Here is a 21426-nt window from a genome sequence, read left to right as displayed (position 1 = left end):
CTTTTGCTAATGACAAAGAACTAAGGACTAATGACTATTGATTATTCGTCGTCTTCTAGCGATTCGCGAGAAAGAGATTCATAAGTTGGTCGAGGAGGTGTGCGACGGGCTGATTGGTCTGCCATCAAATCGACTTCCACATCTAGGGAACTGCCGTCTGCTTGAGTTTCTACCTTGTGTACGGCAATATCTAACCCCAATGATTGCAGCTCACGCATTAGCACCTTAAAGGATTCTGGAGTTCCAGGTCGAGGAATTGCCTTACCTTTAACGATCGCATTTAACGCTTCATTCCGTCCTTGCATATCGTCAGATTTAACTGTGAGCAATTCCTGTAAGGTGTAAGCTGCCCCAAAGGCTTCCAATGCCCACACTTCCATTTCTCCAAACCTCTGACCACCTTGTTGTGCTTTACCACCCAAGGGTTGCTGAGTCACCAGTGAGTATGGGCCTGTAGAACGGGCGTGGATCTTATCATCCACCAAATGCACCAGTTTCAGCATATAAGCCACACCAATGGTAATTGCTCGGTCAAAGGGTTCACCTGTACGACCGTCATACACCATGATTTTGCCTGGGTTATCTGGGTTATATACCCAGTCTTTCCCTGTTTCGTCTCGTGCTTCTTGCAATTTGCCATGCACGATTCGGCGAGATGACTCTTCCCCATACATTTCATCAAAGGGAGTAATCTTAAATCGCACTCCCAAGGTTTGACCAGCCCAACCCAACAGGCATTCAAATACTTGTCCGACGTTCATCCGACTGGGTACGCCCAAGGGGTTAAGTACAATGTCCACTGGTGAACCATCGGGCAAATAAGGCATATCTTCGGCCGGTAATATCCGAGAAATAATCCCTTTATTACCGTGGCGTCCTGCCATTTTATCACCAACTTGGATTTTACGTTTTTGAGCTACATACACCCGGACTACCATATTGGCTCCTGGTGGCAGTTCATCGCCTTGTTCGCGAGTAAACAAGCGCACATCAACTACGCGGCCTTTTTCACCGTTTGGTACTCGCAGAGAATTGTCTCGCACATCCCGTGCTTTCTCACCAAAGATGGCACGTAACAGTTTTTCTTCTGGCGGTTGGTCAGATTCACCTTTTGGTGTGACTTTTCCTACCAAGATATCACCAGCTTCTACCCATGCCCCAATGCGAATGATTCCCTGTTCATCCAACTGGCGCAAGGCATCTTCCCCGACGTTGGGAATTTCTCTGGTAATTTCTTCTGGCCCCAGTTTGGTTTGTCTAGCTTCAATTTCATATTTTTCAATGTGAATTGAGGTGTAGACATCATCCTGCACCAGTCTTTCAGAGATTAAAATTGCATCTTCGTAGTTGTACCCTTCCCAAGGCATATAGGCAACGACGATATTTTGTCCTAGCGCCAATTCACCACCTTCAGTGGAGGAGCCATCAGCCAATACCTGACCAGCAACAACCCGTTCACCAATGCGGACGAGAGGTTTCTGATTTAAACAGGTGTCTTGGTTGGAACGTTGATACTTGGAAAGGATGTATTTAATTTCGGGGGTGTTAGGTTTAGGACGGACGCGAATTTCTGTAGCATCTACATAAGTAACATCGCCATCGGTGCGCGATACAATCACCATCCCAGAGTCTCTTGCTCCTTGGGCTTCCAAACCAGTACCCACCAAAGGACGCTCTGGTTTGAGTAGGGGGACTGCTTGCCGTTGCATGTTCGATCCCATCAGCGCTCGGTTAGCGTCATCATGCTCCAAGAAAGGAATCATGCTGGTTGCTACCGACACAATCTGTACCGGAGATACTGCTACGTAATCAACCTGTTCCGGTGTTGTGGTGGAAAATTCTTGGCGATACCGGACTGGTACTTGTGGACCAATAATGTGCCCAGTTTCATCTACAGGAATGTCTCCAGGAGCAACCCGTAGGTCGTCTTCTTCATCGGCTGTCATGTAGGCTGGAGGTAGATCAAATCTAACTCGCCCATTTTCTACAGGTCTAAATGGTGTTTCTAAGAAGCCGTACAGATTTACCCTTGCATGCGTTGCCAAAGAGCCAATCAATCCGGCGTTTGGACCTTCTGGTGTCTCAATGGGGCAAATGCGTCCATAGTGACTAGGATGTATATCTCGCACTGCAAATCCAGCGCGTTCGCGGGTTAAACCACCAGGACCAAGGGCACTCAAACGGCGTTTGTGGGTCAGTTCCGCCAGAGGATTGGTTTGATCCATGAACTGACTTAACTGACTGGAACCAAAGAATTCTTTAATTGCTGCTACTAATGGTTTGGGGTTCACCAAGGAAGCGGGAGTTAGCACTTCAGCATCGGATACCGTCATCCGCTCCCGAATGATTCTTTCTAAGCGGTTTAACCCTACCCGCACTTGGTTTTGGAGCAATTCACCGACGCTTCTCACCCGGCGATTACCTAAATGGTCAATGTCGTCAATATTACCTATATCATATTCTAGGTTGATTAGGTAATCTACAGCTGCCAAGATATCACCAGGAGTTAACACGCGCATTGTGTCGGGAACAGAAAGGCGCAATTTCTTGTTGAGTTTGTACCGTCCAACGCGACCAAGGTCATAACGTTTTGGGTCAAAGAAACGAGAATCTAGGAGTTGTTGTCCACCTAATACTGTGGGTGGTTCACCAGGACGCAGTTTCCGATATAACTCCATCAGGGCTTCTTCTTCAGAAAACTGCCCTTCTTTTTCGATGGTTTTTTGGAAATACTCTGGATGGCGTAAGGCATCAAAGATTTCGTTGTCTGATAACCCTAAAGCTTTTAGTAGTACCTGCGCTGATAGTTTGCGGGTTTTGTCAATCCGTACCCACACCAAATCGTTACGGTCTGTTTCAAATTTCAGCCATGCACCCCGGTTGGGAATTAAGCTAGCTGAATAAGTACGCCGCCCGTTTTTGTCGATTTCTGATTTGTAATAAACCCCTGGCGATCGCACTATTTGGTTGACAATTACCCGCTCGGCTCCGTTAATAATAAACGTGCCGCGATCGGTCATTAAAGGCAAATCACCAATGAATACCTCTTGCTCTTTGATTTCCCCGGTTTCCTTATTAATCAACCGTGTGGGAACATACATTTGCACAGCATAAGTACTATCCCGCCGTTTGGCTTCTTCGACGCTGTACTTTGGCTCCTTGAGTTTGTAGTTATGACCCAAAAAGTGCAGTTCTAATTTACCCGTATAATCTGTAATAGGACTAAAGGAGTTCAGTTCTTCTATCAGCCCTTCTTCTAAAAACCAGCGAAAACTTGAGCGCTGGATTTCAATCAAGTCGGGCAATAGAAAGGCGGGTTCCATATATGTTTCTTTAGTCATGCCTCTTCCTTTGTCAACCTGGTACAATTTTCCCTTGGACACTGCTTTTTGACGCTTCCCACTGCTAGCCAGTGTCCTTAGCTGTTTGGGAACTTTTTCTTAGACACTTGTAATTTATGGGTGTAGGCTCCAGCGATTAAATCTGGCTGGAATGAGCAATTTTGACAAGGAAGCAATCACCCCTAATAGGGACTAAGTGATAGGCACTCGGTACTATGAAATCGGGGGAAAACTTGCTGAAAGTCTTTTCCTCCTGCATCCCATACCGAATGACGCCAGTTGCTTGTCTGGCCGCAGACGCTATGCATAGCTTACTTCCTCGAAGCGGTACAAGTTGCCAAAGCCACTCAAAGCACTGGCTTCCCAATGCCCATTTCAAAAAGAATATCCAGTTAAAATATTCCTGAATTTGATTTACTTTCTTCACTTCCCCTCCAAAAAGCGCGTTAATTTGCTGACGCAGCTCTACACAGTGTGTTTGAAATCCACCCCGCTGTTGATACTCTCAGTGATATTCTTAGATATCCTAAGACTGAGGGAACGATCCGCACCTTGTCGATTTTGAATCAGAATAACTTCATTTTGCTGGATTATACTCACAAGGCAATTTTTCTTTAACGATTTTGAATAGGTTCAATACACACTAAACAGATGTTGTGCAAAAGTCTAGCTCAATTTAGGTTGGTACGGTTAGTAATGCCTGGAGAGCATCCGCTTGTAGAGATTTTGAGGATGGGCAAGCCATAACAGTATGGTAAATTTAAGATGAAAAGTTTTATGCTCCTTCCTCTCTTATTATGGCGCAAGCAAAATCTTTTTGAGGCAATAATATTAGCATATTTTTGTCCCCCTCTAGTTTTATTTTTTTAACACAACTTAACAAAAGATACTAGGACACACTTGATATTGACAGACCGAATAATTCACAAGCATTTTGGGTGGTTTGATGAGCGATCGCCTCTACCGTTTCCTGACGCAGTTTAGCTACTTGCTCGGCTACATAAAGTACGTAGGCAGGCTCGTTGCGCCTCTCGCCCCGTTTCGGAACTGGAGCGAGAAATGGGCAGTCTGTTTCAATCAGTAGGCGATCGCTACTCACCATCGCCGCAGAAGATTGGATCGCTTTGGCACTTTTGAATGTCACTGTTCCGCTAAAGCTGATATAAAAGCCTAAATCGAGAAACCATTGAGTTTCTTCAGGTGTTCCTCCCCAGCAATGCATCACACCCCGCACTCTTTCTCCTTTGAGTTGCCGCCATTTTTGCAACACTTCTTTGGTTGCCACGGCAGCATCACGGCAGTGGATAATCACTGGTAAGTTTAGTTCAGATGCGATCGCCAACTGAGACTCAAACACCAGATACTGTTGCTCATAGTTATCAGCTTTGTAAAAATCCAGACCCATTTCTCCAATTGCTACCACTTTTGAGTCAGAACTCGCTAAAGTTTTGATTTTCTCAGCTGTCTCGCTATTCCATTTATCAGCATCTAAAGGATGTAATCCTACAGCAAAACTAATCTCAGGAAACTCTTGGGTTATAGATTGAATATTGGAAAACTCCTCCGGGTGAACACAGGAATGCACTAAACGCACTACACCTGCTTCTTGCCACCGCGATCGCACTATTGCTAAATCCGGCTGAAAACTATCAAAGTTGAGATGTACGTGCGTGTCTATCAGTTGCATCTTTTGTCCTACCCTGCGGGAAGCCGCTGGCGCGTCTATGTTTTTTGTCCTTCGTCATTTGTCGTTTGTTTTGTTACCAATGACTAATGACTAAGGACAAATTACCAATGATTACTCAGCTGTTTGTGTGAGGGGTTTTAGTCTGTGAGCCAATCTGGATTTTTTCCTTGCCCCATTATTTGGGTGAAGAACACCTCGTTTGATCGCCTTATCAATTTTCCCATAAGCCTCGGATAACCGAGCCTGTGCTTCTTGTTTTAATTCTGGGGTAGGATTAGCTGTATAAGCAGCTACAGCATTGAGATATTTTTTCATCAGCGTCTTGACTGCTGATTTGTAAGATTTATTACGCAGTCGGTTACGTTCTGCGATTTGGGCACGCTTAAGAGCAGACTTTGTATTCGCCACAGTCAATTCCAAAAATACGATTATTAATTATGTACACACACTACTAGACTTACTAATATAGCATTCAAATTGCCAATATTATAATTTCCTAAAAAAATTATGGAATTAGGTATTGGTGGGCATGAATGAAGATCGTCATTACATTATTAGTATTAGTTCTATAGTCTATACTCGCCAATTCAGTATTTCGTCAATTGAGGAAATGCGTTAAACTAAAATACATCTAAATAAATTTCACCCTAACCGATCGCAACCTGATTAAGCAATGTGATTGCCAATAAATATAATTTGTCCGTAAACCAAATGTATTATTTAGAGGCAGGAACTGTAAAGAGCTAAATCTCAGGGGTTGTCAAGTATAGAACCGATATATCGTGCCTGTACACACATTAACTAGTAAAAGTTAGGGAAATAAGTAAAAATTATACTCCAACCATAAGCCCTGTAAATTCAGAGGATTGGATGTGTAAACATACCATCTGCATCCCCAAAGATTGAGGGAAATGGTGTAAGGGGAGTGGGAAATGGCACACCTGCTTCCTACCGCTAGCCAGTCAAGGCTTGTCGGATTGAGCAATTAAGTCGCCTTCTCAAGCAAACTATACGCTGGTAGCCTTGAGAGTATCAAAAAAATCCAGGTTAAGCTAGAGAAGAGAATTAGAGTCAGCTTGCACACCCCAGTGGGTCAAGAGCAATACTAAATCTCAGGTGGCAATATTATAATTTTGGCATTGTCCTTACTCCATGCTGCGAATTATTACTCAGCAGGCAGACGTTAGAGCAGAACTACAACGGATCTGCGATCGCACCCATGACGAACAGGTACTTCACAAAGAAGCGACGGTGCGGGAAATTTTGCAAACAGTGAAGCGCCAAGGCGACAAAGCTGTATTGCATTACACGGACGAATTTGACAAACAAACCCTGAAAGCAGAAGAACTCAGAGTTACAGGCTCGGAATTGGATGCAGCCTATCAACAGGTATCAAAAGAGTTGTTGAATGCAGTTCGGCTAGCTTGCCGCCAAATTGAAGCGTTTCATCGTCAGCGAGTACCAAAAAGCTGGGTACACTTTGGTGACGATGAAGTAGTACTGGGCAAACGCTACACCCCTGTAGACCGAGCCGGGTTGTATGTGCCTGGTGGCCGTGCCGCCTATCCCAGTACAGTGCTAATGAATGCAATTCCGGCTCATGTTGCTGCTGTACCGCACGTGGTGATGGTAACACCACCAGGGCCAGGGGGTGCTATTAACCCAGCAGTCTTGGTAGCTGCCCAAGAAGCAGGGGTGCAAGAAATTTATCGTATTGGGGGCGCACAAGCGATCGCCGCTTTAGCTTATGGTACAGAAACAATTCCAAAAGTGGATGTGATTACCGGCCCTGGTAACATTTATGTCACCCTAGCGAAAAAACTTGTCTATGGCACCGTTGGCATTGATTCTTTAGCAGGCCCTAGCGAAGTGCTAGTGATTGCCGATGAAACCGCAAATCCGGTGCATGTAGCTGCTGACTTACTAGCCCAAGCCGAACACGATCCAATGGCGGCAGCAATTTTGCTGACGACAGATGCGGCTTTGGCGAAAAATGTGCAATTAGCTTTGGAAAGACAGCTAGTCGATCATCCACGGCGAATAGATACAGAAAAAGCGATCGCTCACTACGGCTTGATTATCGTTGTGGAATCGCTCCAAGCCGCAGCAGAACTCTCAAATGAATTTGCCCCCGAACACCTGGAATTAGAAGTCAAAGACCCTTGGGCACTTTTACCACAGATTCGCCACGCTGGGGCAATCTTTTTGGGTTACTCAACACCAGAAGCTGTAGGAGATTATTTGGCAGGTCCTAATCATACCTTGCCAACTTCTGGTGCTGCCCGTTATGCTTCGGCATTGGGGGTGGAAACTTTCCTTAAACACTCTAGTATTATTCAATACTCCCAAACCGCACTGCAAAATGTGGCTGGTGCCATAGATGTGCTAGCAACAGCAGAAGGTTTACCTTCTCATGCTGATTCAGTCCGACGCCGAATCCAGCAAGAATAGTGATTTGGAATGCTTAATTTTTTATCATAACTGGAAGTTTGGATAACGATACCTACGGTAAGCTACGCTAAAGCACACCATTTGCTGTCCTACCTTCAGCTATTTTTTAAGCACGAGTGGGGCATTGCCGACAGTAGTTGCTGGGAGAGGGTTTTCCTCTCTCAAAAACTCGTGAAAAGCTTCTCCAGAAAAGTTGCTACAACCCGTTCGCATGAAAGTGGCGTAAAACTAGCTTACCTATGGCGTAGCCTCAAATATCTAAACTTAAGTTGTCAGATAAAAAATTAGTTTAGTGTCACTGCTGACTAATTTTGCTAGATACTTATGTATGTAAGGGGTCTACTCTTTAGGAGACGAGAGCAGTGCTAAATAGTGTTTTGGTAGCTCTGGATGGTTCGGATATTTCAGAACGAGTAATTCAAGCTTTAGATAGTTTGGTGTTTTCAAAAGACGCCAAGGTTATTCTCTGTCATGTGTTTCTCACACCAGAGTCAGAAATGGAACTACCTGCCGATCGCCCTCAGCCAGAGTCCCCAACGTTTTCTTATTTTCATATTGAAAAGCAACTGCAATTATATCAGGAAAAGTTATCAGCCAGAAGTGAGTTAGAGTTAGTAACTGGCGATCCCGCTGAAGAAATTATTCGTCTTGCCAATATTTATAAAACTGACTTGATCGTAATTGGCAGTCGGGGCTTGATGGGGATGAAACGAATTGTTCAGGGTTCTGTTAGCAGTCAAGTTGTAGAAGAGGCTAATTGTTCAGTGTTAGTCGTCAAACCAAGGTAAAAATTTAAAAGGGGAATCATGACTATAGCCACCCCAAAACTAGCCTTTGAAGAATACCTGAAATATAATAATGGCACTGATAGCTAACTACCATGAGTTTAGAAAGTGGACAACATGGTGCACAAGGAGTTTAAAAATTTTAATCTATGCAATTCTGTGTTCTCTGCGTCTAGAGTCCTTAAATAAATTATTTTTAAACAGCAGAGCCACAGAGAGGACACTTGCATAAGCGGGTTTCCCTACTTGAGCAAAGTGTCCGTGGCACAGAAACAAAAAAGAGATTTTTGGAAGTCACCTTGAAAAGGCTAGCCATAGAGACAAGGAAAACCCCTTTTCTACGTTCAGTCAATTAAACGTTCTTGAGTTGCTAAAAACTGACGCAAGCTCAACAAGCTGAGTGTTTGACCCAAATTCAAGGGCAAAATTGAAACTCCTTCCAAGCGGGACTGTACCCAACCTTCTCCCCAGTACCATTCGTGGAACCCGTCAATGCCTCCGCTGAGTAGTAAGCGAAGGCAATTGGATTTGACAACCTTTACTTGATGATGAATCGCGATTGGCCCAGTCCAGGTTGTAAACTGGAATCCGGGAAGTAGTTCTTCTGGCATTCCTGGCGCAAAACGTTGTCCTAAAAGCCATTTTTTTAGTTGCACGGGATGCAGCAGACTATCACGAATTGCATCTGTTGATGCTTCAATTTCAATCCGTAGTTGGCTTTGTTGAAAATTACCCAGCATTTTTCTTGGATTACCTAAAGATAAGACATCGCTATTTCTAATATTGCAAATAGTTTTTGTCATTAGTTATCAGTCCTACCCTGCGGGAAGCCGCTAGCGCGTCTATGTCCTTTGCAAATAACTAATGACCAATGACCAATGACAGCCGTTTATTTGCGTAACACCCGACTACGTTACTTTTCTTGCAGCAGAGAACTTAGAATAGAAAAAGTGAACTTGTTAAGAAATGTAAGGTTATTCATGGCGGATCAGTTAATTCGTGCAACAGCAGCCGAAGGTGGAATTCGTGCCGTAGGTGCGATCGCCACACGTTTAACAGAAGAAGCACGGCAGCGCCACAAGCTTTCTTATGTGGCAACGGCAGCACTGGGTCGGACTATGACGGCGGGCTTGTTAATGGCTTCTAGTATGAAGCGGACTGGATCGAGAGTGAATGTTCGGGTGAAGGGCGATGGCCCTTTGGGTGGCATATTAGTAGATGCAGGCTTGGATGGTACAGTACGCGGATATGTTGGAAATCCATCTATAGAATTGCCTCCCAACGCCAAAGGTAAATTAGATGTTGGTGGTGCTGTGGGTAGCGGCTACCTCTACGTTGTGCGGGATATCGGTTATGGTTATCCTTACTCTAGTACGGTAGAACTAGTTTCTGGCGAAATTGGTGATGATGTCGCTCATTATCTGGTGAATTCCGAACAAACACCTTCGGCTTTAGTTTTAGGTGTGTTTGTAGGAGCAGCGGGAGTAACTGCTGCTGGAGGGTTACTGATACAAGTATTGCCCAAAGCCGCCAGAGACGAAGCCTTAGTAGAAACGTTAGAATCACGGGTTGCTAGTCTAGCAGGATTTACGCCATTGTTGCAAGCTGGGAAGACGTTACCTGAAATCTTTGATGACTTATTGGGAGATATGGGGTTGGAAATCTTTTCCGAACGCCAAATGTTGCGCTTCCACTGTGGTTGCTCTTTCGATCGCGTTTTGGGGGCACTAAAGATTTTGGGAGAAGCTGAACTGCAAGATATGATTATCAAGGATGATGGTGCCGAAGCAACTTGCGACTTTTGCGGCAACGTCTACCAGGCAAGTAGCGATCAGTTAGCTCAACTAATTTCCGATTTGCAAGCCGAATCTGCTGTTTGAGGATAAAGTATAAAATAGCACTGATTTTTGAGATTGATAATGGTACTCTGTGGAGAGAGATAATCAAAAAAGTAGCTTTTTAATGACGAGAAAGTTACTATGTCAACAATGGAATTATCAACCTAAAACAGAGCGCTATTCAATTATTTTGGTGTGAGAGATGACAGAGCGGGATATTCCAGACAGTTGGTCTTCAGCCAGTGGAAGAGAGCCAGATCAAAGCAAAAGATTATCCCGAACAGAACAATTCGGTGAAACTCAGCCATTTGATGTCCCAGCTACTGGTTCTACCTCCAAGCCAGTGAAGCGGCGAAAAAAAAACCATAAGAAAGGATTACCTATAAATAGTAATTCAGAGGAAACTGCCCAACTCAATAGTACTTCTGGAAAATGGCCACGCTGGATGAAAAGCTGGACATTGTGGCTAGTACTACTAATGTTGATTCCCAGCAGTGTCGGATTCTTGGCAATGGCAATGCTGCTAAAGTTGCCATCTGCCCCTAATTGCCCTTCGATTTTCTGGCCGCTAGCTAGTGCTTCTGTGCGGCTACATTGCGCTCAGTTAGCGGCTTCTAAGCAAACAGTGAACGACCTATTACAAGCGATCGCTCTGGTGAAGCAACTACCACAAAATCACCCGTTGCATGGAGAAATCGATCGTTTCATCGAAGAATGGTCGCGGGATATTTTGAAGCTAGCCGATCAAAGTTTCCAAACTGGTAATTTAGAGGAAGCGATCGCGACTGCTCGTAAAATACCCGAAGATGTAGCAGCTTATAAATTAGTCGATGAACAAGTTGACAAATGGCAGTCAATTTGGTCAAAGGCTGAAGCCACATACAATGGTGCGATCGCCGAAGTAAAGGAACGGCGCTGGCAATCAGCGTTCATGTTATCCGCTAAAATGCTGCGCGTAGACAACCAGTACTGGGCGGGTACTAAATACGACCAATTGAATCGTCTGATTGCTACAGCACGGGAAGATGGCGATAAGTTAGGAAAAGCCGAAAGTTTAGCAAACAGTAAAGTAGTTGATAACATCCTAGAAGCGATCAAGTTAGCCGAGTCCATTGGGCAAGAAAGTTATATTTATCAAAAAGCTCAGGAAGCGGTTCCGGCATTTGGACGCAAAATGCTGGAATTGGCACAGGCGAAACTAGATAAAAAGGATGCGGATGAAGCGCTAAATATTGCTAGGCAAATACCGGAAAGTACGAAACTACAAGGCGAAACTGATGATTTTATTGCCATAGCTGACGCAAAAAGAAGTGCTTGGCTCGGTAATGTTTCTGGTTTAGAGGCAGCGATCGCTCAAGCACAACAAATCGATCCTTCCAGACCAGTGTATAACGAAGCACAGCAACTAATTGCTCGTTGGCAGTTGGAAATTGAAGATGTTGCCCATTTGGAAAAAGCAAGAATATTGGCTAGCCAGGGAACAGTCCCTAATTTAAACGCAGCGATCGCCCAAGTACAGCTTATTCCTGCTAGTAACCCTAGAGGCGCAGAAGCTAGACAAGAGATAGGTCGCTGGAATGCCCAAGTGGAGACAATTGAAGACCAACCTTACTTAGACCGCGCCGAACAGATCGCAATATTCGAGGATATTAACTCCTTGCAAGCTGCGATCGCCCAGGCTAGCGAAATTCGTCGAGGTCGTGCATTATATCCAGAAGCACGCAAAAAAATTCGTACTTGGGCAGGAAAGATTGAGCGAATTCAAGATCAGCCTTACTTAGATCGAGCACAAGAACTGGCCCAGAGTGGCAATCTCACCGCCGCCATTAGCACAGCTCAACAAATAGCTTCATCGGGAAGGGCGCTTTCTGGGGAAGCACAAGCTGCGATCAATGACTGGGAAGGGCAAATTCGCACTAGAGAAAACTGGAGAAAAGCCCAAGAAGTGGGAGCCGCTGGTACTCCAGAAGCCTTGGTTGAGGCAATACGACTGGCGGATCGAGTTTCAAACAATAGCATCTTACGTATGGATGCAAATCAGGCTATTGACCAATGGAGTCAGCAATTGTTAGAAATAGCACGCACTCAAGGTCAGTCTGATATTGCTAGAGGCATTGACATTGCCAAATCGATTCCACGCGGTAGTGCTGCTTACAGTGCAGCGCAAGAGCAAATTAAGACTTGGCAGGATTTTCTCAATCCCCAACCTGAACCTCAGCCTTCGTCTGCGCCTGAATCTCTACCATTTCCTCGCTCAACTACTATTAATGGCCAGTAATTGTCTATTAACTCAAGTTGCGGGTTATCCAATTCTAGGTTTTTTGCATCCGTCGATTCATGCGATGCTTGCGGTGGTCACTGAGCTTTGTCGTACCACTTCGTGGAAGCAAGCTACGCGCACCGTCTCGCAGAGAAGTGCGGGCTACGCCTACGCGCACCACAAGTTGGGGTTGCACTACGCACAACCCTAACTTCGACTTAATCAAAAAGACAATTACTGAATCGGTTTAGAGTATCATAATTTGCTCATTCAATAAATGCTTATTGAACAGTAAATGCAAAAATGAATGCTTCAAGCTTCAGTAAAAACCCTTTATACGTGGTTGTTAACGCTTAGTTTACCCTGCTGTCAGGCGTGAGATGAAGCTTAAATTCTTTATTCTCCGATCGCTTCTCCCCATTCTTTAATGACTGAAAATAGTGATGAGTAATCATCATCAGCAAATGACATTTTTACAGCTGTTTGCAAGATTTGCCGCACTCCTTTAATACTGCTGAGATCCAAACTCCGAGATTTCGCTTCCGAGATAAATAATTCCGTATCTTTAAGCAAGTGTTTTGTGGGAAAATTGGGATCGGCATAATTGCCATCTAACATCCGTTGTAGCTTTTTGTCAAAGGTAGCTGCGTAAAGGGGACTGTCGCGCAAGATTTGCATAAACACATCTACATCGACACCTTGACGCTGGACAAAAGCTAGACTCAAAGCAAAGCTAGTTGTTAGAGAAGCTATTAATTGATTTAGTGCCAATTTAAGCGCCGCCGCAGATCCCACTGGCCCGATAAGTAAAGGTTCTGTCCCAAAATTTTGGAGTAACTTCAAGTGGCGTTCGTATTGTTCTGGCTCGGCCCCTACCATAACACTCAACTTGCCAGCTTTTGCTTCTGGGATACTCCCTAATACGGGCGCTTCTAAGTACTCACCACCACCCCCAACAACTGCATCTCTAATTTCCTGGCTTTCTGTGGGCGTAATTGTTCCCATTTGGATAATCGTGCGCCCTTCCAAAGTTTGCCAAGCAGTATCTGAAAGCAACACATTGTAAATAGCTGGAGCATTAGTCAGCATAAGAATTACGCACTCAGCAGCACGAATGGCATGGCGGGGATGTGTAGCAATTTCAGCCCCAGCTGCTTGTAGTGATGCTAATTTTTCTGGGGTACGATTGTAGGCCACTAGCTGTATATCTGCGGCTAATAACCTTTGAGCCATTGGTAGTCCCATCAGTCCAGTTCCCAGAAATGCCACCTTCATTTTTTACGTTCCTTTAGTACAGCGTCACCATAAGCGTTGCGTAAAGCTTTTGGCATAGCAACTCTTAAAGAGGCTGCGCCAACGCTTAGAGCGAGTCATTGAGCGTTATAGCCCATCGTGAACATCGCATTGTTTGATTCAAATTTAGTTGGGAAGTAGTTATTTGAAATTTAAAATACAATCCTAAATCCCAGTTTTCTTACTTCCTGACTCTGGCAATCAACCACCGGCAGCAAAAGTTAACATAATTATCACTGACAGTAATATACCAGGGGTAAGTAGTGTTACTAGCATTAACAGGTCATGAGTGGACATAATTATTACTTTGGTAGTGTGTTTAACTTTACAGTAATCACTGTTATGCTAGTCTAAATAAGACTGATACTGCATTCTTAAATAGAGTTTTAACTTTTCAAATTTACACTTACTCTGGCAGAATCAATCCTTTTAATGGTTGAGAAATTTCTGTATTGTCCAGACCTTTGCTCTGAATTAAAACTCCAAAACCGCCGAGTCCTGTGGGGTCTAGAAGTTGGTGTAGTGCATCCCGATGCTGTAGTAGCTGCGAAAGAGGTTGCTTTTGCTGGGAAAGAGCTGCAATCTGATCGCCTAATCCCAATGCCATCAAAAATAATCCCTGCTGAATAAAACCAACATTCTTTAAATTACACTTCTGGCCCCAGCGTTCCAAAGCTGTAAAGTCAACATGGGCAGTTATATCTTGTCGCCCAATATTAATATAAGGGTTGTCATGGAAGCGGTGGTGATAATAGCACTGTAACGTTCCTTGCGATCGCCTGGGATTGTAGTAACGGCTGGCGGGGTAGCCATAATCAATTGTTAACACATAGCCGCGCTGCAAGCGGTCTGCTACTATACTCAACCAGTCACCAGCCGCTAAATTAATTTCACTACGGTAGCCATCTGGATATGCACTTTCGGTAAAGTTCATTTCCACTAAGTCTAAATATTCAGCTAGTTGGGGCGTTGAAGGTTCCCCTGTGACTTCCACGAATGATGAACAGGTTTCTTTCTGATTACTATCTGTAGTTACATAAATTTCTCGGAGTTCTCCCGCTTCTAGGATAAATTGATGCACGGGGAAGGCATCTACTAACTCGTTAGAGAAAAAGCAACCAGCGATCGCATTTGGTGGTATCTCCTCTAAATTACACCAACGCACAGAGAAATCTTGCAAGCGTTGCTGCTGTTCTTGTCTTAAAGTTGGAGACTTTTCAACAATTATGTACTCTAGGGCGGTAAAAAAATCTGGGTAGTGTAGCTGATGATATTTAAGGATATGCAATGCAAGCAATCCTTGACCTGCTCCCATTTCTACCAGAGAAAAGGGTACAGGTTTTCCTAAAATCTCCCACATTTGCAAAAATTGTTCTGCGAGTAACTCGCCAAAGTCAGAACAGAGATTGGGAGAGGTAAAAAAATCACTATCTTTAAAGCCTATTTTGACTGCATCGCTGGAATAGTAGCCGTATTCAGGATGGTATAATGCCATATCCATGAATTGGGCAAAAGTAATTCGTTTTTGAGGATTGGTGGTAATGTGATTGGCGATCGCTGCACACAGCAAAGCATTGGAATCCATAAAATTTCAGATTTTAGATTGGGGACTACAAAAAACAAATGCTTATCAACGACGACAGGCTACGCCAACGTCAGTCAAATTAATCGCCTCCAATCGTTAACGCAAAGGCAAGAACCGGACTTGTCCTTCCTATTCTTCTTCTAAGCTACATTCATCTAGCAACAAAATTTCTGCGATCGCTAAACCAACCCAAACACGACGACCGATCTCAAATAAACCAGGCATTGCCAAGCCTGCTTGTAATCGTTCATAAGCAAAAGTTATCATCGTCGCGACACCATGAGTTAGGACTACACGCCTGTTTTGCACTGCCCATTATAATACATTTGGATCGTCTGCTTCAGTCAATCCAACATCCTGAACACGGACAATATCAATATTACAGTTACGACGCAGAACGCCACGAATAACTTGATTGTTCAAGTTCTCATCAGCCAAGAAACGCAGCATCGTAATTTACCCTTGTGGGTTGCGTCTTGCTAAAAGGCGATCGCGCTGCCCATAGCCATCTAGATCGATAGAAGGCAATTTGCTACTTAGGCACTCACCAACGACACCAGCACACCATTGGGATCGCGGACACGAGCAATTGTGTGTCCCCCATGCTGGGTTTTAGGAGCATCTAGTGTTTTTGCACCAGCCCCGATCGCTCTCATATAAGCACTGCCAACATCAGGAGTAATAAATGATATCTGGATTGAAGCCGGTGGTTGTGTAACGTGGTTGGGATGGCAGCCACCAGGAAATAACTTCTGTGCTTCATTACTAGAAGAGAAAGCTAGTGTAGTGTTTCCGGTTTCGATTTCGGCCCAGATAGACTGCCCCTTTTCCAGGAGAGTGCGACGAACTAAACCAAAAGCTTTTTCGTAAAACTCAACTGTCTTAACCACATCATCTACCCAGATGACCGTGTAACCAAATTTCACAGTTCTTTCTCCTTATTAGAAAAATCAGTGCTGGCGAGTATCTCTCCTATTTAACTGTAGGCGATTTGAATACACAGTTACTTAACTCTCCAGAATATTACGATCTGTTTCTAGAGTTTGTGCCCCTATTTGCATCATTTCTATATCTGATGGCGACCAATTATGAGGCCCTTGACAGTGATGTGCTACCAGCAATCCCCATAATCCTTTAGGGATGACAATTGGTACAACTAAATTGGCACGAACCTGGATACTGCGGAGAAAATCTCGGTGACAAGGCTGGATTGGCTTTAATTCAATATCAGCGATCGCTTTTATACGTTCTGCTAAGTATAAAGCAGCATACTCGTTGTTAAAACAATCATCTGGGGCAGTGGAACCCAGTATTGAGAATTCTTTAGAACTCAAAGATTCAAAAGTCACCTGTCCTTCCCACTGCCCATAAAAATAATACAACACACCCGATCGACCTGAAGCGATTCTCAGAGTTGATTTGTTGTTTGCCGGACTAACTCATTTCGCTCTATTGATATGACAAGGCGATCGAGCAATTTTTGCAAACCCTGCTCGCGGCGATCGCAGCTATGATTAAATTTTGAGTGAGAATGAATTTGCACGGTTCTAAAATTACTACTAAGTAAATGCTACCCGATTTATATATATAGTAATTTATTAGACTTTATTTAAATACATTGTTGTATTTATAGCAGTAATGCCATTTTAACGGAACATAATACTATTTAAACTCTGCGGTGAATTTCAAATAAATTATAAAGAAATTCGATTGTTTTAATTTGCACCCAAAAATTTAAAATTATAAATTTAAAGTTAAAGTTTTTTAAATTTCCAAAAAATATGCTGAGTATTTCTATTCAGAAAATAAATCTGTGGTTATAAAAATTAAGTCTGCGCTAGCAGACTTTAATAAACCCTCTTTATACAAGTTAAATTTTTACCCATGCTTTTTATACTTTATAAATCCCTTATATTTAATTAAACTGATAAATTATACGGAAAAGTTATGAATTTCTCTAAATGTTGGCTTGATTTGTACAGCCGTAATTTTGAATTATCAGGTAGATTTGCTGATTACTTTACCAAAATTCCTAATTGCTTTACAAAAATGCCCGTTTGCTTTCTCAAAATACTGAAATGCTTTCTCAAAAGAAGCTTTGACTTACTCAAAAGAAGCTTTTGCTTTCTCATTTTGGTGTTTTCCGCAAGTCAAATCAGCTTTTACTTATTCAAACTCCAGTTTGCTTTCTCATTTTGGTGTTTTCCGCAAGTCAAATCAGCTTTTACTTTCTCAAACCCCAGTTTGCTTTCTTATTTCAGTATTTTCCACAAGCAAAAGTCAACTTAGAGCCAAAGCAAATAGAATTCGCAGTTATACAAAGCAAGTCTACTTTTACTGCGGAATGCTACGCGAACATAGACTAAAGAACAATTGAGGCTTTGAAATTCACAAAGGTGGGTTTTGTCTGTGTAGATGCCGTTTCTAACCGCCCTTTAGAGCTTCTGCAAGAAGTCGAGTATCTTGTTGTTCACAAATAATTTAGGATTTCTAAATGGTATAGCAATAAACTGATGACAGAAGAACTGGAAAGAGCAGACAATAATAGCCTGTGGAAATAAATTTTAGAAGCTTACTTTGCCCAAGCAATGCAATTGTTCTTTCCCCAAACAGCAGAAATAATTAATTGAGAACGTCCCCACAAATTTCTTGATAAGGAATTTCAACAAATAGCCCGCGAAGCAGAACAAGGTAGGAGATATGCAGATAAATTAGTTAAAGTCTGGCAAATTCAAGAACAAGAAATTTGGCTATTAATCCATATAGAAATTTAAGCAAAATCAGAAGACAATCTTCAGCAATCAATTCAGCACTCTTATTTACTAACTCGTGATGCTGTTTATCTCTGGGTATCGCTGCGGTAGATTCTTCACACGCCGCCACGCCTAGTTACATGACGTGCTGCTAGCTGTACGGCGGCTTTTTGGAAATCAAATAAGTTGTTAAATTCGCGAGGGATACGAAATTCTGAAAGTCCAGCGATCGCTAATATTCTCACAAAAATAACCCCTATAACAGGGGTTATTTTTAGATAATACCGTTGATAAGTAAACTAAACCACAGCAGATAGTTGCCGCTTAAAGAAAGCTTGCAATACTCTCTCTGCTATTTGATGACTGGTTAAACCTAGTTCTGTCTTAGATTCATTGGGTTCAGCATGATCTACCAATACATCTGGTACACCAAATCGCTTGACAGGAACGAGAATATCTGCATCTAGTAAAGCCTCGGCGATCGCACTACCAAAGCCACCCATTACACAGCCTTCTTCTAAGGTGACAACGCGGCTGATTTTCTTCGCTAAAGGCAAAATCAACTCGGTATCTAAAGGCTTAACGAAACGGGCATTAATTACAGTTGCTTCAATGCCGTGTTCGCTGAGAATTTCCGCAGCTTGCATTCCTGGATAGACCATTGTGCCATAAGCAACAATTAACACATCATCGCCTGTACGCAGAATCTCACCTTTGCCGATTTCCAAAGGTTCCCAGCCTTCCTCCATCAAGGGAACGCCGTAGCCATTGCCACGAGGGTAGCGCATTGCGATCGGGCCGCTGGTATGATTAACGCCAGTTACTACCATGCTTTGCAGTTCTGCCTCGTCTTTGGGGGCCATGATTACCATGTTAGGAATGCAACGCAGATAGGCAATATCATACATACCTTGATGGGTGGGGCCATCAGATCCGACGATTCCCGCCCGATCCAAGCAGAAGAATACTGGCAGGTTTTGGATGCAGACATCATGAATTATCTGGTCGTAGGCGCGTTGCAAGAAGGTGGAATAAATAGCTGCTACAGGGCGCATCCCTTCGCTTGCAAGTCCTGCTGCTAGGGTAATTGCGTGTTGTTCCGCAATGCCCACATCAACATATTGATTGGGCAATTTTGCTTGAAGTTTATCTAAACCTGTCCCCGTTGCCATAGCCGCAGTAATCCCGATGATTTTCGGATTTTGTTCGGCAAGTTTTACCAGAGTGTGAGAAAAGACTTTGGCATAAGCCGGAGGTTTGGGTTTATTAGAAGGAATGGCTTTGCCAGTTGCGACGTTGAAGGGGCTTTGGGCGTGGTAGCCAACTTGATCTAGTTCGGCAATTTCATAACCTTTGCCTTTTACTGTTGCTACATGTACCAAAACTGGGCCTGGTATCTGATGTGCTTGTTGGAAGGTGGCAATCAATTCTTCGAGATTATGCCCATCCACTGGCCCAATGTAAGTAAAGCCGAGTTCTTCAAAAACTGCACCTACCTTCGGAACAGCCAAACGCTTCATACCTTCTTTGATGCGTCCGAGTTCGGGTGAGAGGGATTCGCCCACGAAGGGGATTTGCTTAAACTGTTCCTCAAGATTATCTTTAATAAATTGCACCGGTTGGCTGAGGCGCATTTTGTTGAGATAGCGGGGAATCGCGCCGACGTTGCGAGATATGGACATGTCGTTGTCATTGAGAACAACCAACAGGTTGGTTTTCGGCATGTGTCCGGCATGGTTGATGGCTTCTAAAGCCATGCCGCCAGTTAGTGCCCCATCCCCAATCACAGCAACGGCTTTAAATTTTTCCCCTTTCAAGTCTCGCGCTAAAGCCATACCCAAAGCTGCTGAAATACTTGTAGAAGCGTGTCCAGCCCCAAAGTGGTCAAACTTGTTTTCACCCCGTTTGAGATAGCCTGCAACTCCGTCCTTTTGTCTGAGGGTGTGGAAGCGATCGTAACGTCCTGTAAGCAGTTTGTGGGGATAAGCCTGGTGTCCTACATCCCAAATAACTTTATCCCGATCTAAGTCCAGTGTTTGGTAAAGTCCTAGTGTTAATTCGACAACACCCAACCCTGGCCCTAAGTGTCCACCATTAACTGCTACTGTTTGAAGATGCTTATCTCGAATCTGACGGGCAATCTGTTGCAGTTGGCGAACAGATAAACCGTGCAACTGATTAGGATGGGTGATTTCGCTCAGATGCATATTATAAGGTTTTCCTCTCTAACTTCGAGTCTCGGTATTTTGATTTTCCCACGGTCGGGTTGTCTACAGAATCAAACTCTTACATTGTTACTAAGTTGTAGTGGAAAGTATAACTTCTTAATTGATGATAGTGAAAAATTTGTTAACCATTAACAATTCGTCAAATAAGATTGCAATCAGTTAAATTTATAACACATTTTTACGTGGGTAATGCTACTTATAAAATGCCTGCGATGCGTATATAAAAATAAGTTTTTGAAGAGCAATTTGCGGAAGTTCATTAAGCAGATTACTCACTTTTGCCATCTTAAGTTAGTACAAAAGAAAATCAAATATTTTGTTTACAGCTATATATCTAGCATAATTGCTAGTAAATATTTAACTAGAGTTTCTACTCTTCTTCGGTGACAGCAGCTAATTTTATCAGCGATCGCTAATTCTTATAACTGTGATAAATATGTATCTAAAGCTACTTAATTACTTTATCTAACTTCATTTATTATTAGTATATATCTCGTTAAAAGTCTGCAACTGGAAAAGAGGCATTAATTACAATACCTTATGGGGATGCAGAGCTATCTGTGTTACCCTAACATAATGTTTAACTACCTGTAAATTGCTGATGTAACCTTAGATTTTCCGAAATTACTAGCAAACAACAATATTTCCGACCCCTTTAAGAAGTCGGAAATTTAAAGTTTTCGATTTTTACAAATCCAATAGGATTGCTATATCTCTATTTACCAAAAGCATCCTTAATGTTTTCAACAGTACGTTCAACAACATTCTTGGTATTGTCTACTGCTTCTTTAGTCCGAGATGCATCTTCATTTGCTCTCTTCTGAATTGTAGCGGCATCTTTTTTGGCTTTGCGCTCAATAAAGCTACCATTGTCTGTTGCTTGGTCAACTTTACTGGCATTGCTCTTGGCAGCGTCCTTAACTTTATCTGCTGTATCATCAATGAAATTTTTGGTTCGTCCAGCATCTCTACTAGCTTTCTCTTGAGCGCGATCTGCATCATCATATGCAATCAAGGTTCCAGCAGGATCGGCCATTGCTGAGGTGTTCGAGAAAAATGCACCTTGCCAAACGAAAGCGATCGCTAACATACAAAACAGCGCTGTGGCCATCCAGCGTTTTACCGTGGAAAGCTGTTTTGCAACATAATTGGATTTCATACAATACAATCTCATGTGATTTAGTATACTATTTCTACTTCATTTA

General features: G+C 43.1%; 17 protein-coding genes and 2 pseudogenes. 5 read left to right on the top strand and 14 right to left on the bottom strand.

The genetic code is table 11. The features are described from left to right. Nucleotides 1–41: 41 nt before the first annotated feature. The 3 genes from rpoB to rpsT form a co-directional block, all read right to left on the bottom strand. Nucleotides 42–3341: a DNA-directed RNA polymerase subunit beta gene (rpoB, locus tag RMX89_RS22590; RefSeq protein ID WP_322674423.1), complete on the bottom strand. Its 3300-nt coding sequence runs from the start codon at nt 3339–3341 to the stop codon at nt 42–44. An 889-nt stretch (nt 3342–4230) separates the two neighbouring features. Further along, nucleotides 4231–5028 (bottom strand): TatD family hydrolase, encoded by a 798-nt coding sequence (locus RMX89_RS22585; RefSeq protein ID WP_322690514.1) that lies wholly within the window; start codon nt 5026–5028, stop codon nt 4231–4233. A 111-nt stretch (nt 5029–5139) separates the two neighbouring features. Then, complete coding sequence (gene rpsT, locus RMX89_RS22580; RefSeq protein WP_322666272.1) at nt 5140–5436, bottom strand: 30S ribosomal protein S20; 297 nt, start codon at nt 5434–5436, stop codon at nt 5140–5142. A gap of 744 nt (nt 5437–6180) precedes the next feature. Between rpsT and hisD the strand changes: the two genes are divergently transcribed. Then, nucleotides 6181–7479: a histidinol dehydrogenase gene (gene hisD, locus RMX89_RS22575; protein WP_322690513.1), complete on the top strand. Its 1299-nt coding sequence runs from the start codon at nt 6181–6183 to the stop codon at nt 7477–7479. A 362-nt stretch (nt 7480–7841) separates the two neighbouring features. Further along, nucleotides 7842–8267 (top strand): universal stress protein, encoded by a 426-nt coding sequence (locus tag RMX89_RS22570; RefSeq protein ID WP_322674420.1) that lies wholly within the window; start codon nt 7842–7844, stop codon nt 8265–8267. 341 nt (nt 8268–8608) lie between these two features. Here the strand turns inward: RMX89_RS22570 and RMX89_RS22565 are convergent, their stop codons facing one another. Beyond that, nucleotides 8609–9004 carry a hypothetical protein gene (locus RMX89_RS22565; protein WP_322682527.1) on the bottom strand — a complete coding sequence of 132 codons (396 nt, stop codon included), beginning with the start codon at nt 9002–9004 and terminating at the stop codon, nt 8609–8611. A gap of 240 nt (nt 9005–9244) precedes the next feature. On the opposite strand from RMX89_RS22565, the gene hslO reads away from it, so the two are divergent. Both hslO and RMX89_RS22555 read left to right on the top strand, forming a co-directional pair. Then, nucleotides 9245–10144 (top strand): Hsp33 family molecular chaperone HslO, encoded by a 900-nt coding sequence (hslO, locus tag RMX89_RS22560; RefSeq protein WP_322690520.1) that lies wholly within the window; start codon nt 9245–9247, stop codon nt 10142–10144. 160 nt (nt 10145–10304) lie between these two features. Then, on the top strand, nt 10305–12380 hold the full coding sequence (locus RMX89_RS22555; protein WP_322690512.1) for a chromosome segregation ATPase: 2076 nt from the start codon (nt 10305–10307) through the stop codon (nt 12378–12380). Nucleotides 12381–12414: 34 nt separating this feature from the next. Here RMX89_RS22555 and RMX89_RS22550 read toward each other — a convergent pair whose 3' ends face one another. The 7 genes and pseudogenes from RMX89_RS22550 to RMX89_RS22520 all read right to left on the bottom strand — a co-directional run bounded on the left by RMX89_RS22550 (nt 12415) and on the right by RMX89_RS22520 (nt 16783). Beyond that, nucleotides 12415–12558 carry a hypothetical protein gene (locus tag RMX89_RS22550; RefSeq protein ID WP_322690511.1) on the bottom strand — a complete coding sequence of 48 codons (144 nt, stop codon included), beginning with the start codon at nt 12556–12558 and terminating at the stop codon, nt 12415–12417. 200 nt (nt 12559–12758) lie between these two features. Next, nucleotides 12759–13637 (bottom strand): NAD(P)-dependent oxidoreductase, encoded by an 879-nt coding sequence (locus RMX89_RS22545; protein WP_322674413.1) that lies wholly within the window; start codon nt 13635–13637, stop codon nt 12759–12761. A 424-nt stretch (nt 13638–14061) separates the two neighbouring features. Next, the gene (locus RMX89_RS22540; protein WP_322690510.1) at nt 14062–15240 is read right to left on the bottom strand and encodes a class I SAM-dependent methyltransferase; all 1179 of its coding nucleotides are present in this window, start codon (nt 15238–15240) and stop codon (nt 14062–14064) included. A 129-nt stretch (nt 15241–15369) separates the two neighbouring features. Further along, entirely contained in the window at nt 15370–15549 is a 180-nt protein-coding gene (locus tag RMX89_RS22535) for a hypothetical protein (RefSeq protein WP_322690509.1), read from the bottom strand. Nucleotides 15550–15555: 6 nt separating this feature from the next. Beyond that, nucleotides 15556–15690 carry a hypothetical protein gene (locus RMX89_RS22530; protein WP_322690508.1) on the bottom strand — a complete coding sequence of 45 codons (135 nt, stop codon included), beginning with the start codon at nt 15688–15690 and terminating at the stop codon, nt 15556–15558. An 86-nt stretch (nt 15691–15776) separates the two neighbouring features. Further along, the gene (locus RMX89_RS22525) at nt 15777–16166 is read right to left on the bottom strand and encodes a VOC family protein (protein WP_322690507.1); all 390 of its coding nucleotides are present in this window, start codon (nt 16164–16166) and stop codon (nt 15777–15779) included. 81 nt (nt 16167–16247) lie between these two features. After that, a pseudogene (locus RMX89_RS22520) lies at nt 16248–16783 on the bottom strand (GAF domain-containing protein). 1018 nt (nt 16784–17801) lie between these two features. On the opposite strand from RMX89_RS22520, the pseudogene RMX89_RS22515 reads away from it, so the two are divergent. Next, nucleotides 17802–18011 (top strand): annotated as a pseudogene (locus RMX89_RS22515) (hypothetical protein); the annotation flags it as partial. A 98-nt stretch (nt 18012–18109) separates the two neighbouring features. Here RMX89_RS22515 and RMX89_RS22510 read toward each other — a convergent pair. From RMX89_RS22510 to RMX89_RS22500, 3 genes are all read right to left on the bottom strand, one after another. Then, a complete protein-coding gene (locus tag RMX89_RS22510) occupies nt 18110–18238 on the bottom strand; it encodes a hypothetical protein (RefSeq protein ID WP_322690506.1) in 129 nt (42 codons plus the stop codon). 54 nt (nt 18239–18292) lie between these two features. Then, nucleotides 18293–20200: a 1-deoxy-D-xylulose-5-phosphate synthase gene (dxs, locus tag RMX89_RS22505; protein ID WP_322690505.1), complete on the bottom strand. Its 1908-nt coding sequence runs from the start codon at nt 20198–20200 to the stop codon at nt 18293–18295. Nucleotides 20201–20936: 736 nt separating this feature from the next. Beyond that, the gene (locus RMX89_RS22500; protein WP_322674408.1) at nt 20937–21380 is read right to left on the bottom strand and encodes a hypothetical protein; all 444 of its coding nucleotides are present in this window, start codon (nt 21378–21380) and stop codon (nt 20937–20939) included. Between the last annotated feature and the right edge of the window lie 46 nt (nt 21381–21426).

This window comes from Nostoc sp. DedSLP04 (assembly GCF_034530775.1).
In the GTDB taxonomy this organism is placed as follows: domain Bacteria; phylum Cyanobacteriota; class Cyanobacteriia; order Cyanobacteriales; family Nostocaceae; genus Nostoc.
This window is presented reverse-complemented; position numbering and strand designations above follow the sequence as displayed.